We start from the raw sequence: 14201 nt of genomic DNA on the forward strand, positions 1-14201 counted from the left end.
ACTAGATTATAACTCTGGGGACTGGCTCCACTCGATCGTCCCACTGCGCCGAGTCGAACCGATCGGGGCACTGAAAGGGACCGGGACCCCGACGGTAACCGAACCGCGACGGTGACCGGCCCGCTGGCGGAGAGGGGCCGTTGACGGCCGCACGCGATCGATCTCCCCGACGGACGGGATTCCGCCAACTTATGAGGATCGGGATGCAGTCTCTCGAGTAGGTGCCACCAGATGTCCGACTTACCGGACGATTTCGACTGTACGATCACGAACTGGGAGTACATTTACAGCCTCTGTCGCGACGTCAGCGACGAGGTTCGGCGCGACGCGTTCGAACCCGACGTCATCGTCGCGCTCGCCCGCGGTGGCTGGTTCGCCGGGCGGTGTCTCTGTGACTTTCTCGGTCTCGACGACCTGACGAGCCTGAAGATGGAACACTACGTCGGCACCGCCGAGAAGAGCGGCGAACCGACGGTCCGGTACCCCATGCCCGAGGGGAGCGTCGAGGACAAGGACGTGCTCATCATCGACGACATCGCCGACACCGGCGGCTCGATCGAGCGCGCCCACGAGTACGTCGACGATCGCGGTGCCGGCGAGGTCCGGACTGCGACCCTCCAGTTGCTCGGAACCAGCGAGTACCAACCCGACTACGTCGGGGAACACCTGGACGACTGGACCTGGATCGTCTACCCCTGGAACTTCATCGAGGACATGATCGATCTCGTCTCGGGCGTCATGGCACAGGCCGACCAGGAGACGTTCACGCAGGAGGAAATTCGCCACTACCTCGCCGAGTTCCACGGTATCGATCGCATCGAGATGGAGATCGCCCAGCCGAACCGGATCCCCGAGGTCGTTACCGAGATGGAACGGCGCGACGTCATCGCGTCGGAGGGGCCGGGCGAGTGGACGCTGGCCGACGACTGATACGGTTTACTGTAAGTCATTACCGGCGCAACCGCGATTCTGGCGGCGGTTGCGCCGGTACATCGTTACAGCAATCCGTATGAGACGGGCCGCTGTACCGGATTACCGGCACATCGCAACCGTCCGGCGAGTGTGCCGGACCTGAACTGGGCCGTACGGGCTACTCTGCGGCGGCCGTGTCCTCCGGCGTCTCGCAGGCGACGGTCTCGTCCTCGTCGACGATCGACCCCTTCCACGTGCCGCGGGTGAACCACGCGACCGCCGCGAGTGCGCCGACGACGTCGCCCACGAGAACGCCGGTCCAGATCCCCGTCGTTCCCCAGCCGGCGACGAAGATCAGGTAGTAGGTGACCGGGACGCGGACGACCCACAGCCCGAACACCGCGAACACGAGCGCGGTCTTGGTGTTCCCGGCCCCGCGGAACGCCCCCTGGATCACCTGCAGGACGCCCATGAAGACGAACGCGCCGGCCGCGAACTGCAGGTACGTGACGCCGTAGTCGATCGTCGCCGCGCGCCCCTCGGCCTCCGCCGTCAGGAACACCGAGACGAACGGCTCCGGGAACAGGAACGCGACGGCGGCCGCGGCGAGCATGATCGCGGCGATCACCCCCGCGGCGATCCACGTGGCTCTCGCCGCCCGATCGGCCCTGTCGGCCCCGAGGTTCTGGCCGACGATCGTGTCCGTCGCCTGTCCGAGACCGAGCGCCGGCAGGAACGCCAGCGAGATGAGCCGGTTCCCGAGGCCGTAGGCCGCGACGACCGCGGGCGGGAAGGTGACGACCATCGCCGTCATCGCGATCATCGCGAGCGCGGTCATCGACTGTTCGAGGGCCGTGGGGACGCCCAGACGGGTGATCTCGCCGACGTACTCGAGGCGCGGCACCAGGTGCTCGGCCCGGATGTCGGGCCCCACGTCGGTGTAGTAGAGCACGTAGAACCCGATCGCGGTCGCGAGCGCTCGCGAGAGGACGCTCGCGACTGCGGCACCCTGGACCTCGAGACGCGGGACGGGACCGACGCCGAAGATGAACACCGGGTCGATGACGAGGTTGAGCAACACGCTGATGGCCATCACGCGCATCGGCGCGCGGGTGTTGCCGTACCCCCGCATGAGCGAGACGAAGACGAAGAAGCCAAAGAGGAAGGGCAGGCCGAGGAAGAACACCCGCAGGTACTCGGCCGCGAGCGGGATGATCGCCGCCTGCGTGTCGCCCTGGGCCGGGAGGAGCGCGAGCATCGGATCGGTCGCGGCGTACCCGAGGAGACCGAGCCCGATCGCGACCAGCGAGACGAACGAGAGCGTCTGCCCGGCGATCAGCCCGTCCTCGCCGCTCTCGGCACCGGTGTGCTGGGCGACGAGGATGGCCCCCGCCGCCGTGAAGCCGCCGCCGACCGCGATCAGCAAGAAGAGGAGGGGAAAGGCGAGACTCACCGCGCCGACGGCGTCGGGTGAGAGCGCCCCGAGCCAGAACGTGTCGCCGACGTTGTACGCGACCTGCAACAGCTGGATGACCACGAGCGGCCACGCCAGCCTGAACATCGGCCGAACGAGGGTCCCCTCGGTGAGGCTCTCCTCGGCTACCTGGTCCGACATACCACCATCCAGTCGCTCCGCCCACTTGTGCGCTCGTGAGATGTGATAGCTGTTATCATTCCAGATCGGTGACCTGTTCGCCGGCGCTCTCGTCCGCGTCTCCACCCGCGTTCTCCACAGTCGAACGCGCGATCGAGTTCGAGCGATCCGCTCGACCTGGCCTCAGTCCGCGATCGCTTCCGTCGCGTCCGCCTCGACCGTGGCGTCCTGAATCCAGAGGTCGCCGAACAGTTCGTCCTGGTCGAGGCGGATCCGGCCGCGGTGTGCAAGGAAGAGCAGGGCGAGGTAGGTCATCACGCGGGAGCCGCCGACCTCGTCGATCTCGGCGTAGAGGACTTCCTCGCGACCCTTCTCGTACTGGTCGGCCAGCACCGTCTCGACCTCCTCGATCACCGTCTCGATGTCCTCCTCGTGAGTCGTGTGCGTGACGTCGTCGCTGGTCGGCTCGTCGTCGACCCGGAAGTCGTCGTCGGAGTGGTAGTGCAGTTCCTGGACCCCCCGATCGTACCCGCGAGGCGAGTCGCTGGTGTCGTAACTCCGGGAGTCTTTCCACCAGCTTCCCCGCTCGGCCTCCCGGAGGTCCCGGACGAGTTCGTCCAGCGTCTCGGGTTTGCCGCGGGCGTGTTTTCGTTCGAGTCGGCGTTCCATCTCCGCTTCCAGGCCCTCGACGGGGTCGAAGCCGGGTGCCGGCCCGTCGCCGTCCGCGCCGTCCATCGCCCCCTCGTCGGCGAAGGGAGCCTCCCACGGCGGGAGTTCCTCCTCCTCGGGTTCGTCCGGCGCGAACAGTTCGTCGCTTTTCATCCGCAGGAGGACGCTCGCGTAGAACAGCGCCCGGCCCGACGTGCGGAGGTCGACGTCGTCGAGTGCCTCGAGGAACTTGTCCGTCACCCGTACGACGTCGATATCCCACGGATCGATCTCGCCGTCCTTGGCCAACTGAACGAGCAGTTCGACCGGTTCGACTTCCTCCTCGTCCCCGTCTTCGACATCGCTTCCGTCCTCGTCGACGCCCGACTCGTCGTCGCCGTCCGCGAACTCGAGGACCGTGCCGTCCGCGCCCGGCCGATCGCGATCCTCGTGACCGGCGATGTTCAGGGGGATGTCGTCGTCGGACCCGCCGTCTCGCGGGTCGTCGCGACGCTCGTCCCCGCTCGACGCGTCCGGGTCTCGTGGGGGCTCGCTCCCCTCGCTAGTCATCGGCCGGTACCTCCTCGCTGCTCAGATCGATCCCGGTCACCGCGCTCACGTTGTCCTGTTGCATCGTCACGCCGATCGCCCGCTCGGAGCGATCGAGCATCGCCGAGCGGTGCGAGACGACGACGAACTGTGCCTTCTCGGAGAGTTCCTCGACCATCTGGCCGATCCGCTCGGCGTTGACGGCGTCGAGGAAGGCGTCGACCTCGTCCAGCGCGTAGAACGGGGCCGGGTTGTGCCGCTGGATCGCGAAAATGAAGGCCAGCGCGGTCAGCGACTTCTCGCCGCCCGACATCGCGTCGAGGCGCTGGATCGGCTTGTCGCCCGGCTGGGCCTTCATCGTCAGGCCGCCGTCGAAGGGATCGTCCTCGTTCTCGAGGTGCAAGGTCCCGGTCCCCTCCGAGAGCTGTTCGAAGATCTCGGTGAAGTGCGCCGAAATCGCCTCGTAGGCGTCCATGAACGTCTGCTTCTTCTGGGTCTCGTACTGTTCGATCCGATCGCGGATGCCGTCGGCCTCCTCGACCAGCGTGGCCTTCGCGTCCTCGAGTTCCTCGAGGTCGCTTCGCACCTCGTCGTACTCGTCGATCGCGAGCATATTGACCGGCTCCATCGCCTCCATGTCCGCCTCCAGGAGGTCGATCATCTCGAGGACGGTGTCGTGGTCGGGGACGTCCTCGGGATCGTAGTCGCCGACCTCCGACTCGAGCGAGTCGATCTCCCACTCGAGGCTGCTCGCCCGTTCGCGGCTGTCCTCGAGTTTGCTCTCGACGGCGTTGACCCTGTCCTGTTGCTGGTCGCGCTTCGTTCGCGCGTCGGCGAGTTCCTCCTTGAGGTCGCTCCGCTCGGCCTTCAGCTCCGTGAGTTCTTCCTCGAGTTCCTCGACGGCCTCGTGTTTCGCTTCGAGCGTCTCGCGCTTCTCGGCGATCGTCTCCTCGTACTCCGCGATTCGCTCCTCGTGTTCGGCCGTGCGGTTCTGTGCGGCCTCGATGTCGTCGTGGAGGTCCTCGATCGCGTCCTCTGCGTACTCCTTCTCGAGGCCCAGTTCGTTGAGTTTGCTGTCGATCTCGTCGATCCGGTCCTCCCGCTCGTCGATCTCTTCCTCCAGCTCCTCGATCTGGGCGGTCAACTCGGGGATCTTCGAGTCCGCGAGTTCGCTCTCTAGCTCCGCGATGTCGGCCTCGATCGACTCGACGTCGGCCGTCTTCGTCTCGATCTGCTCGCCGATCTCGGTCATCCGCTCGTCGACCGACTCGCGTTCCGCGTTCAGTTCCGCGAGTTCGTCCTCGAGCGTCTCGATCTCGTCCGCGATCGAGTCGCGCCTGTCGTCGAGTTTCTCGATCTCGGTCTCGATCGATCGCACCTCGTCGGCCGCGTCGGTCTTGCGGTCGCGGGCGTCGTCGAGCCGCTCCTCGACGTCCCGGAGGTCCTCGCGGAGCGACTCGCGTTCCTCCTGTAGCTCGGTGATCTGCTTGGCGACCCGTTCCAGCTGGCCCTCGCCGCCGCCGGTGAAGGAGTAGCGCGATCCCTTCCCGGAGCCGCCGGTCATCGCGCCGCTCTTCTCGACCAGGTCGCCGTCGAGCGTGACCATCCGGTAGTCGCCCATGTACGATCGGGCGGTCTCGATGTCCTCGACGACGAGCGTGTCGCCCAGCACGTACGAGAAGACGCCGGCGTACTCCGAATCGAAGTCGACGAGGTTGTACGCGAAGTCGACGACGCCCGGATCGCTGGGCGCGTTCGGGAGCCGGCGCTGGCTCATGTCCGTCAGCGGCAGGAAGGTCGCGCGACCGGCGTTGCGCGACTTGAGGTGTTCGATACACTGCTGACCGACGACGTCGTCGTCGACGACCACGTTCGCCAGCCGGCCCCCCGCAGCGGTCTCGCAGGCGACCGCGTACTCGCCGGGAACGTTCCCCAGCTGGGCGACCGCGCCGTGGACGCCGTCGATCCCGGAGTTGAGGATCGTCGTCACCGCGCGACCGAACGAGGAGTCGCCGCTCTCTCCCGCGTTGGCCTCGAGTTCGGCGTACTCCTGCTGTTTCGCCTGGATCTCGTCGTCGAGATCGTCGACGTCCGACTGGATGCGCCGCTTCTCGGCCTTCAGGTCGTCGACCACGTCGGCGATGTTCTCGCGGTTCTGCTCGGCCTTCTCCAGTTCGCGTTCGAGATCCGATCGCCGGCTCTCGATCTCGGGAATCTCCTCGCGGCGCTCCTCGATCGTCTCCTCTTTCTCGCTGATCGCGTTCGATCGGCGGCGAGCCTCGTCGAGCAGGCGGTCCTGCTCGCGCTGGAGGTCGTTCTTCTCGGTCTTTGCCTCTTCGAGGTCGTCCTTGCGCTCCGCGAGTTCGGCCTTGAGTTCGTCGAACTCGGTGTCGACGGCCTCGATCTCGGCCTCGAGTTCGTCGCGTTCGGCCTCGCGCTCCTGGATCTCCGTCTTGATCGAGGCTTTCTCGAGTTTGTGCTCGCGCATCTCGTCCTCGAGGTCCTCGATCGTCTCCTGTTTGCGATCGATCTGGACGAACGCCTCCCGGCGCTTCGATTCGGCGTCCTCGATCTGCTCCTCGCTGGCCTCGATCTTGTCCTCGAGCCGCGAGATGTCGCCTTTGATCTCCTCGATCTCGCTTTTGATCCGGAGCTGTTCGTCCTCGCCCTTGCGCTCGATTTCGGCGTGTAAGTCCTCGAGATCCTCTTGCAGGCGGACGACCTTGCCCTCGCGCTCGTCGAGTTCGCGCTGGAGGCCTTCGAGTTCGTCCGCGAGGTCGTCGACCCGGTCCTCGACGCCCGCGAGTTCCTCGCGTTTCTCCTCGAGTTCGCTCGCCTTCCGGTACCCCTCGTACTCCTCTTTCTCGCGGCGGAGTCGACGGTAGCGAAGCGCCTGCTGGCGTTCGTCCTCTAGCTGGGCGAGGCGATCGCGCTTCTCCTCGATCCGCAACTCGGCCTCGTCGATCCGCTCCTGGACGACCTCGAGTTCCTCGAAGGCGTCCTCCTTCTTGGCGTCGAACTCCGCGACGCCCGCGATCTCGTCGATGATCTCCCGGCGGGCGTGGGGCGTCATGTTGATGATCTCGGTGACGTCGCCCTGCATGACGACGTTGTACCCCTCCGGGGTGACGCCCGCCTGGGCCAGCAGGTCCTGGATGTCCGAGAGGTTGACCGAGCGATCGTTCAGGTAGTAGTAGGAGTAGTAGTTGTCCTCGGTCTCCTTGACGCGCCGGCGGATGCGGATCTCGTCGACGTCGCCGACGTCCTCGCTGCCGGCGGCGTTGACGACCTGCGATCGAGTCAGGGCCCCGTCGGCGTTGTCGAGGATCACCTCCACGGTGGCCTCTCGCGGTCCGCCCGAGGCGGATCCGTCCTCGTGACCGGGGTTGTAGATGAGATCGGTCAGTTTCTCGGCGCGGATGCCGCGGGTCCGGGCCAGTCCGAGGGCGAAGAGGACGGCGTCGATGATGTTCGACTTGCCGGAGCCGTTGGGCCCGGTGACGACGGTGAAGTCCTCGTAGAACGGGATCTTCGTCTTCCGGCCGAAGCTCTTGAAGTTGTCCAGAACGAGCGCCTTGATATACATACCCTTCTCGAAACCTCCGTCGGCCTGATCGAGACGGCCGCGGGCCGATGCCGCGGTGCAGTCGTGCGGTTCGCAGTCGTGCGGTTATGCGACTATAATGTCGTCGCTACCTGAGTCTTCCGCTTCGTCGCCGGCGGACTCGTCGGCGTCGGCTGCTGCCTCGGCGACGTCGTCCGGATTCGCTTCGGCCGTCTCCTCCTCCGCGAGGTCGTCGAGGTCCGCCTCGGTGCTACGGCGCTCCGGGACGCGCGTTGGCGTGTCGGCGTCGAGTTCGGCCTCGAGAACGCGGATGCGCTCTTTCGCTTCGATGAGTTCGTCCGTCAGTCCCTCAACAGTTGACTCGAGTTCCGCCACCGTCGATTCGAGCTGCTCGACGCGGTTTTTCGACATACGTCCTAGGGATCTGTCCGGACACATAAACGTACGTCAGACAAGACTAACCGTTCTGGTAACTCGCTGGCGATCGGATCGTCGATACGGCTACTCGTCACCCCGGTGACGCCGAGTTCGACGGGCCGGACCCGGTGGCCGATTAGAACGTCTCGGTGTCGTCCAGCTGATCGAGCGCGGTCAGTGCCGCTTTCAGGATCTTCCGTTCACCGCGGCGGAGGTTCATCGAGACGGCCGTTTTCGACACGTCGAAGTGGTCCGCCAGGTCGTCGAGCGTCGTGTCCCGTGGCGTCTCGTAGTACCCCCTGGCGGTCGCGACCTCGAAGGTTTCGCGTTCCGTCTCGGTCAGGGACCGGCAGCCTTCGAGGAGCGCGGTTGCGCTGTCGGAGTTCTCGAGCAGGTCGAACAGGGTCGTCGGGCCGAACTGGTCGCGTCCCTCGACGGAGTAGTCGTTGTGTCGTTCGAGCTCGGCGAGCGCGCGGTCCTCGTCCTGGTCGTCGTCGAACCCGACGTGCCAGCGCTCCCGGCCGTTCTCGATCCGGAACGGGCCGGTGATGTAGCCGCCGTTGTCCTGGATGGTCGCCATGGCGTTCGTCTGCTCGATCGTCGTCCCGATCTCGGCGACGTTGTCCCGCTTCGAGAGGATGTAACAGTCCGTCATGTTCGGGTGCTCCCGGAGCGCGCGGAGTCCGTCGTCGAGCGCACCCATCGAGTCCGCCTGCGCGATGAGTCGCGTCTCGAGTTTCTCGTCGTCCGTATCGAGTTGCCACTGGACGGCCGAGAACGCGATGTCGACGTCGTCGGTCGTATCGATGAACGGGCAATCGTACTGCCGCATGTCGATATCGAGGTCGATCATCGCTCGATAGCCAACAACAACCATGGAGGGAATTAACTGTTTTCATTTCTGGCACGTCCGACCGGCGACGGCCGACCCGTTCGCGACCGTGCGACCGCGATCGTCGTTGATATGTTAACGGCGCCGTTTTACCGTGCCCCTAGCGAACGTTTCTCGTGTTCGAGCCATGTCTCAGGACCAGGTTACACCGCCGACGGTGACGCGAGAGGACATTCACAGGATCGACGACGACTCGTTTACCGAACGGAACATCTGTCTCGTCACGGGCGCCGGATCGGGGATCGGACGTGCGACCGCGCTCGCGGCCGCGGGCAACGGGCTCACCGTCGCGGCGACCGACGTCGACGAGGACGGCCTCGAGGGTACCGTCGATCGGGGCGCGGAACTCGATCTCGCGGGGTCGATCGAACCGATCGCGGGGGATCTCACGGACGACGACGACATCGAGCGGATCGTCGCGGACGCCGCGGAACTGGGCGACGTCAAGTACCTCGCGAACGTCGCGGGGATGCAACACATCGATTCGATCGACGACTTCCCGATGGCGGCCTACGATCGAATGCACCAGGTGATGCTTCGAGCGCCGCTGTACCTCTCGAAGCTGTGCATTCCGCACTTCCGGGAGACCGAGGACGGACAGGGGTGCGTCGGTAACATGGCCTCGGTCCACGGCCACTACGTCACCAGCGACAAGGTCGGCTACAACGTCTCGAAGTTCGGCCTGCGCGGGCTGACACAGTCGATCGCCGCCGAGGGCGACGGCGAGATCCGCTCGTTCTCGGTCAGCACCGGCTACGTCCAGACGCCGCTCGTGACGGACCAGCTAGAGGACACCGCCGAACAGCGCGGCATCAGCGTCGACGAGGTGGTCGAGGACGTGATGCTCGGCCAGTCCCGCGTCAAAGAGATGATGGACCCGATCGACGTGGGGAACCTCTTCCTGCTCGGCTTCTCGGATCTGGGACGGCACCTCGACGGTGGAGACCTGTTGTTTGATGGTGGAATGACTCTTACGTACGAGTGAGTTCCATGTCCGCAGATACCAGCCTGGAAGACGTCGACGAGATCGTTCACGAACCCAGCGAGGAGTTCGTCGAGTCGACGAACGTCCACGAGTTCATGCAGGCGTACGACATCGACGACTACGACGAACTCGTCGAGCGAACCACGACGGACCTCGAGGGCGTCGAGGCGTCGGGCGTCGACTGGTTCTGGGACGAACTGGTCGACTACCTCGATATCGAGTTCTACGAGGAGTACGACGACGTACGGGACGACAGCGAGGGGCCGCAGTTCACCGACTGGTACCCCGGGGGCGAACTCAACGTCGCCCACAACGTCTGCGATCGCCACGCCGCCGTCGACGAGGAACGACGCAACACGGTCGCGACCATCTGGGAGGGCGAGGACGGCGATATTCGAGAGGTAACGTACCACGAACTCCACCGCCAGTCGAACAAGGTCGCCAACGCGCTCGAGGCGCGGGGCATCGAGACCGGGGACACCGTCGGCCTCTACATGCCGATGGTCCCCGAGGTCGTCTCGATCCTCTACGGCTGTTTCAAGGTCGGCGCGATCGCGGTGCCGATCTTCTCCGGGTTCGGTGTCGACGCCGCCGCCACCCGGATCGCGGACGCCGAGTGTTCAGTGCTCTTTACGGGTGACGGCTTCCTCCGACGCGGCGATCCGGTCTTCCTCAAGTCCGCCGCCGACGAGGCGATCGAGGAGGCCGGCTACGTCGAGCACACGATCGTCTTCGACAGATTAGACTCCAGCGATCCGAAGAGCGAGCACGAGATCCCCTGGACCGACGATCGCGACGAGTGGTGGGCCGACGCCGTCGAGTCGGCCGACGACGCGTACGAGACGAAGTCGCTCGACTCGAGCCAGGAGTCGATGCTCCTGTACTCCTCCGGAACCACGGGCAAGCCGAAGGGGATCGTTCACACGCACGCGGGCGTCCAGATCCAGTGTGCCAAGGAACTCCACTTCGGCTTCGACCTCAAGCCCGCCGATCGGTTCTTCTGGGTGAGCGACATCGGCTGGATGATGGGTCCCTGGACGCTGATCGGGACCCACACCTTCGGCGGCACCGTCTTCATGTACGAGGGTGCGCCCGACCACCCGGAACCCGATCGGTTCTGGGAGATGATCGATCGGCACAAGCTGACCCAGTTCGGCATCTCGCCGACCGCGATCCGTGCCCTACGCAAGCACGGGGACGACTGGCTGGAGGGCCACGATCTCTCCTCGCTCCGACTGCTCGGGTCGACGGGCGAACCCTGGGATCCCGAGTCCTGGCGGTGGTTCTACGAGAACGTCGGCGGCGGTGAGGCCCCGATCATCAACATCTCCGGCGGCACCGAAATCTGTGGCTGTTTCCTGATGCCGATGCCGACCGAACCGCTGAAACCCTGCACGCTCGGCGGGCCTGGCCTCGGGATGGACATCGACATCGTGAACTCCTCGGGCGAGTCCGTCAAAGCGGACAACGAGCGGGGCTTCCTCGTCGCGAAGGATTCCTGTCCGTCGATGACGAAGTCGCTCTGGTCGGGCGACGAGCGCTACCTGAACGAGTACTGGTCGATGTTCGAGGACATGTGGGATCACGGCGACTGGGCCCAGAAGGACGCGGACGGCTTCTGGTTCCTCCACGGCCGCGCCGACGACGCGCTTAACGTCGCCGGCCGCAAGGTCGGCCCGGCGGAGGTCGAGGGGGCGCTCATCGATCACGAGGCGGTCAACCAGGCCGCGGCGATCGGCGCGCCCGACGACACCACCGGAACCGCCGTCGTCGCTTACGTCGTCCTCGAGGACGGGATCGACGAAACGGACGATCTCCGCGAAGAACTTCGCGCACAGGTCGGCGAGGAACTCGGCAAGCCGTTCCGCCCGCGCGAAGTGCTGTTCGTCGACGAGTTCCCCAAGACACAGTCCGGCAAGATCATCCGCCGAGCCATCCAGGCGATCTACACCGGCGAGGATCTGGGCGACATGAGCAGCATCGAAAACCCGGGCGCGTTAGAGGACCTCGAGGAAGCGAGATAAACGGAAAATCGGAGTCGCGTACGTAGCCCCGATCGAACGGGGGCGATACGGTCGGTCTCTTTACCGGGCGACGCCGTTACCGGCGTCGCCGCGACCAGACGCCGCCAGCGATCGCGATCGCCGCCGCTCCGAGTCCGAACCCGGGCTGGGAGTCACCGTCGTCTGCCCCGTCCGACGGGACGATGACCGCCTCATATCCCTCGAGCGACGTGTTCGCATCCCAGCTGACGTGTCCGTCAGCACGCTCCGACGGCTCCGGCGTCGCCTCCGCGAGCGCGTATCCGTCGGGAAGCTGCAGGACGACCGCCTGATCAGCCGTGAATCCGCTGTTGAACGGTTCTGCGATGGTCAGCAGTCCGTCCTCGGTTGCTGCGAACCCGCGCCAGGTCGCCGAGACGGAAACGATACCGCGATCGGTCTGGTCGTCCGTCTCGAAGGAGACGCGCGTCTCCTCGATCGCCATCTCGCGGTCGGTCTCGTTAGCCACACCGGCCACGACCGACTGCAATCGCCGTTCGGTGCGCGCCTCGAGTTCGCTCCGTTTCGTTTCGTTCTCTTTGAGCGACTGGAACGCCGCACGGTCCGCTTCGTCGGTCAGATCGAACGTGACGACGACAGTGACCGTCGCGTCGCCGTCGTCCTCGAGGGCGACCACGAACGCCGAGTCCGTTCCCTGTGAGTGGGCGTCGATCGCACTTGCGCTATCGGCGGTTGCGGCGACGCTTCCGGTCAGGAGGAGCGCAACGAGTACGACGGCGAAGAGCCGCGACGCGTACACGCCCACCCGCCGGAGTCGCGGTTGGTTCGGTTCCCGATTCATCGGTCATCGTCTTCGGAATCGTCGTCACCGTCCAGCTCGTCGTCGTCCACGACGTCATCGTCGTCAGCTTCGGTATCGTCGTCTACGTCGTCATCGTCTTCGGAATCGTCGTCGTCAGCTTCGGTATCGTCGTCTACGTCGTCATCGTCTTCGGAATCGTCGTCGTCAGCTTCGGTATCGTCGTCTACGTCGTCATCGTCTTCGGAATCGTCGTCGTCAGCTTCGAACTCGAGTTCGATCTCGGTCTCGAGTTCGCCGCGATTCACGTCGATGTCGAGTTCGTCTGTATCCGCGGGGAGGGCGAAGGAAACCGTGCCGTCGTCCCCGGTCGTGCCGACTGCTTCGTCGTTTGCGACGACATTTGCACCCGACACTGGGGTCCCGTTGAACGTCACGGAGACGGTCACGGTTCCGTTGTCGATCGTCGCTTCGGCGTCCAACTGCGATTCAGCATCGTCGTCCATCTCGTCCGAATGGTCGCCGAACTCGAACTCGAGTTCGCCCTCGGCCTCGCCGCGTTCGGCGTCGATATCGACATCTTCGCGTGGCAGGGTAACGGTGAGTTCGCCGTTGCTATCCGTCTCGCCAACGGCCTGGTCGTTGACGGTAACCGTCACGTTGGCTGCCGGCTGTCCGTCCGCGAGCACTCGCAGCGTCACCTCTTCGCCGGGTCCTGGCGATCCGGACGCGACGAGAATTACTAACCGCTCGTCGTCTTCGTCTTCTCGCTCGTCACTGTCGTCGTCATCGTCTTCGTCCGCCGCTCGCGTCGCGATCTCTTCCTCGAGTTCGAAGACGGTTCCCGTTTCGCCGTCGACGCTGACCTCGGCCTCGCCGGTTTCGGTTCCCGTCAGAACGAACTCGAACTCGTAGACGCCGTCGTCGTCGGTTTTGGCCTCGACGAGGCTCCAGCTACTGTTGCCGTCGACGTCCGAAAGGGCATCGGTCGTTGCAGTGAGTGCGTCCGTCTGAGAGATCTCCAGCGATCCGTTCCCGTCGCGGGGCCGCTCGTACTCGCGGCTCCGTTCGCCGTCTTCGTTCTCGACTTCGATCGACAGGCCGCCGTCGATCTCGATCTCCGCGTTACCGCGCTCTTCACCGGTGAACTGTCGGAGCAGCGCGTCGGTCCCGGAACCTGTGAGCTCGGACAACGCCTCCCGTTCGTCTTCGATCTCGGACAGCGTCACGCCGGCGCTACGACGGTCGACCTCGTCGAGTGACTCGACGCGCTCCTCGAGGCGGTCGTAACTCGACACGACGCTCTGGGCCCGTGTGTTCAGCGACGCGAGCTGCTGTGCGTACGTCGACTTGTCAATCTCGCCGGACTCGTAGGCTGCAGTGGCCTCCTCGTACTCCGCCTGGAGCGTTTCCGACCGGTTCTCGAGGACCGCCGCTCGATCAGCGATCGCCGTTGCACGGTCGCTGTCGTTACTCCGCTCGATGCGTTCGTCGAACGCCGTGTTCTCGAACTCAGTTCGGACTTCGTCGCTCGTTGCCGTGACGACCGTCGACAGCTGTGCGCCGGTCGTCACGGTCACGTTGTCCTCGGTCGTTTCGTGGCCGTTCGTCTCGTCCTGCGCCACCGTCCCGGCGGCGACCGCCGGGCCGAGGACGCTCGTACAAAGCAAGATCGCCATCGAGACGATCAGTAGTCGTCGGGGTATCATCGATCACGTCTCGGAACCTATCAGGGATAAACCGGATCGATCGTGGCATCGATTCCTACCGAATTGCACGGCTCGGGGCCGGTTCGTGCGGTCGTTTGCAGCGATTTGCGATGGCTTGCAATCGTGAA

The 14201-nt window shown here is 65.1% G+C and carries 10 protein-coding genes; 3 read left to right on the plus strand and 7 right to left on the minus strand.

The window, feature by feature from the left end; all coding sequences use genetic code 11:
- Positions 1–231: 231 nt before the first annotated feature.
- On the plus strand, positions 232–930 hold the full coding sequence (locus tag MUN73_RS13435; protein ID WP_250141002.1) for a phosphoribosyltransferase: 699 nt from the start codon (positions 232–234) through the stop codon (positions 928–930).
- A 160-nt stretch (positions 931–1090) separates the two neighbouring features.
- Here MUN73_RS13435 and MUN73_RS13440 read toward each other — a convergent pair whose 3' ends face one another.
- The 5 genes from MUN73_RS13440 to MUN73_RS13460 form a co-directional block, all read right to left on the minus strand.
- Positions 1091–2527 carry an MATE family efflux transporter gene (locus MUN73_RS13440; protein ID WP_250141003.1) on the minus strand — a complete coding sequence of 479 codons (1437 nt, stop codon included), beginning with the start codon at positions 2525–2527 and terminating at the stop codon, positions 1091–1093.
- 162 nt (positions 2528–2689) lie between these two features.
- Positions 2690–3724 (minus strand): segregation/condensation protein A, encoded by a 1035-nt coding sequence (locus MUN73_RS13445; protein WP_250141004.1) that lies wholly within the window; start codon positions 3722–3724, stop codon positions 2690–2692.
- A complete protein-coding gene (gene smc / locus MUN73_RS13450) occupies positions 3717–7289 on the minus strand; it encodes a chromosome segregation protein SMC (RefSeq protein WP_250141005.1) in 3573 nt (1190 codons plus the stop codon). The genes MUN73_RS13445 and smc overlap by 8 nt, the downstream gene beginning before the upstream one ends.
- An 84-nt stretch (positions 7290–7373) precedes the next feature.
- Positions 7374–7679 (minus strand): DUF7518 family protein, encoded by a 306-nt coding sequence (locus MUN73_RS13455; protein ID WP_250141006.1) that lies wholly within the window; start codon positions 7677–7679, stop codon positions 7374–7376.
- A gap of 142 nt (positions 7680–7821) precedes the next feature.
- Positions 7822–8538: a helix-turn-helix domain-containing protein gene (locus tag MUN73_RS13460; RefSeq protein WP_250141007.1), complete on the minus strand. Its 717-nt coding sequence runs from the start codon at positions 8536–8538 to the stop codon at positions 7822–7824.
- 166 nt (positions 8539–8704) lie between these two features.
- On the opposite strand from MUN73_RS13460, the gene MUN73_RS13465 reads away from it, so the two are divergent.
- Both MUN73_RS13465 and MUN73_RS13470 read left to right on the plus strand, forming a co-directional pair.
- Entirely contained in the window at positions 8705–9562 is an 858-nt protein-coding gene (locus MUN73_RS13465) for an SDR family NAD(P)-dependent oxidoreductase (protein ID WP_250141008.1), read from the plus strand.
- A gap of 5 nt (positions 9563–9567) precedes the next feature.
- Positions 9568–11586: an AMP-binding protein gene (locus MUN73_RS13470; protein WP_250141009.1), complete on the plus strand. Its 2019-nt coding sequence runs from the start codon at positions 9568–9570 to the stop codon at positions 11584–11586.
- A gap of 76 nt (positions 11587–11662) precedes the next feature.
- Here the strand turns inward: MUN73_RS13470 and MUN73_RS13475 are convergent, their stop codons facing one another.
- Positions 11663–12406, minus strand: a complete 744-nt coding sequence (locus tag MUN73_RS13475) for a DUF4897 domain-containing protein (protein ID WP_250141010.1) — start codon at positions 12404–12406, stop codon at positions 11663–11665.
- Positions 12403–14073, minus strand: coding sequence for a DUF4198 domain-containing protein (locus MUN73_RS13480; protein ID WP_250141011.1), 1671 nt, complete (start codon positions 14071–14073; stop codon positions 12403–12405). Before MUN73_RS13480 ends, MUN73_RS13475 begins: the two co-directional genes overlap by 4 nt.
- Positions 14074–14201 lie beyond the last annotated feature (128 nt).

Source organism: Halosolutus amylolyticus (genome assembly GCF_023566055.1).
Taxonomy (GTDB): Archaea; Halobacteriota; Halobacteria; order Halobacteriales; family Natrialbaceae; genus Halosolutus; species Halosolutus amylolyticus.

Coding starts and splice junctions, on each gene's coding strand:
- MUN73_RS13435 (WP_250141002.1), top strand. CDS start 232: ATGTCCGACTTACCGGACGATTTCGACTGTACGATCACGAACTGGGAG.
- MUN73_RS13440 (WP_250141003.1), bottom strand. CDS start 2,527: ATGTCGGACCAGGTAGCCGAGGAGAGCCTCACCGAGGGGACCCTCGTT.
- MUN73_RS13445 (WP_250141004.1), bottom strand. CDS start 3,724: ATGACTAGCGAGGGGAGCGAGCCCCCACGAGACCCGGACGCGTCGAGC.
- smc (WP_250141005.1), bottom strand. CDS start 7,289: ATGTATATCAAGGCGCTCGTTCTGGACAACTTCAAGAGCTTCGGCCGG.
- MUN73_RS13455 (WP_250141006.1), bottom strand. CDS start 7,679: ATGTCGAAAAACCGCGTCGAGCAGCTCGAATCGACGGTGGCGGAACTC.
- MUN73_RS13460 (WP_250141007.1), bottom strand. CDS start 8,538: ATGATCGACCTCGATATCGACATGCGGCAGTACGATTGCCCGTTCATC.
- MUN73_RS13465 (WP_250141008.1), top strand. CDS start 8,705: ATGTCTCAGGACCAGGTTACACCGCCGACGGTGACGCGAGAGGACATT.
- MUN73_RS13470 (WP_250141009.1), top strand. CDS start 9,568: ATGTCCGCAGATACCAGCCTGGAAGACGTCGACGAGATCGTTCACGAA.
- MUN73_RS13475 (WP_250141010.1), bottom strand. CDS start 12,406: ATGAATCGGGAACCGAACCAACCGCGACTCCGGCGGGTGGGCGTGTAC.
- MUN73_RS13480 (WP_250141011.1), bottom strand. CDS start 14,073: ATGATACCCCGACGACTACTGATCGTCTCGATGGCGATCTTGCTTTGT.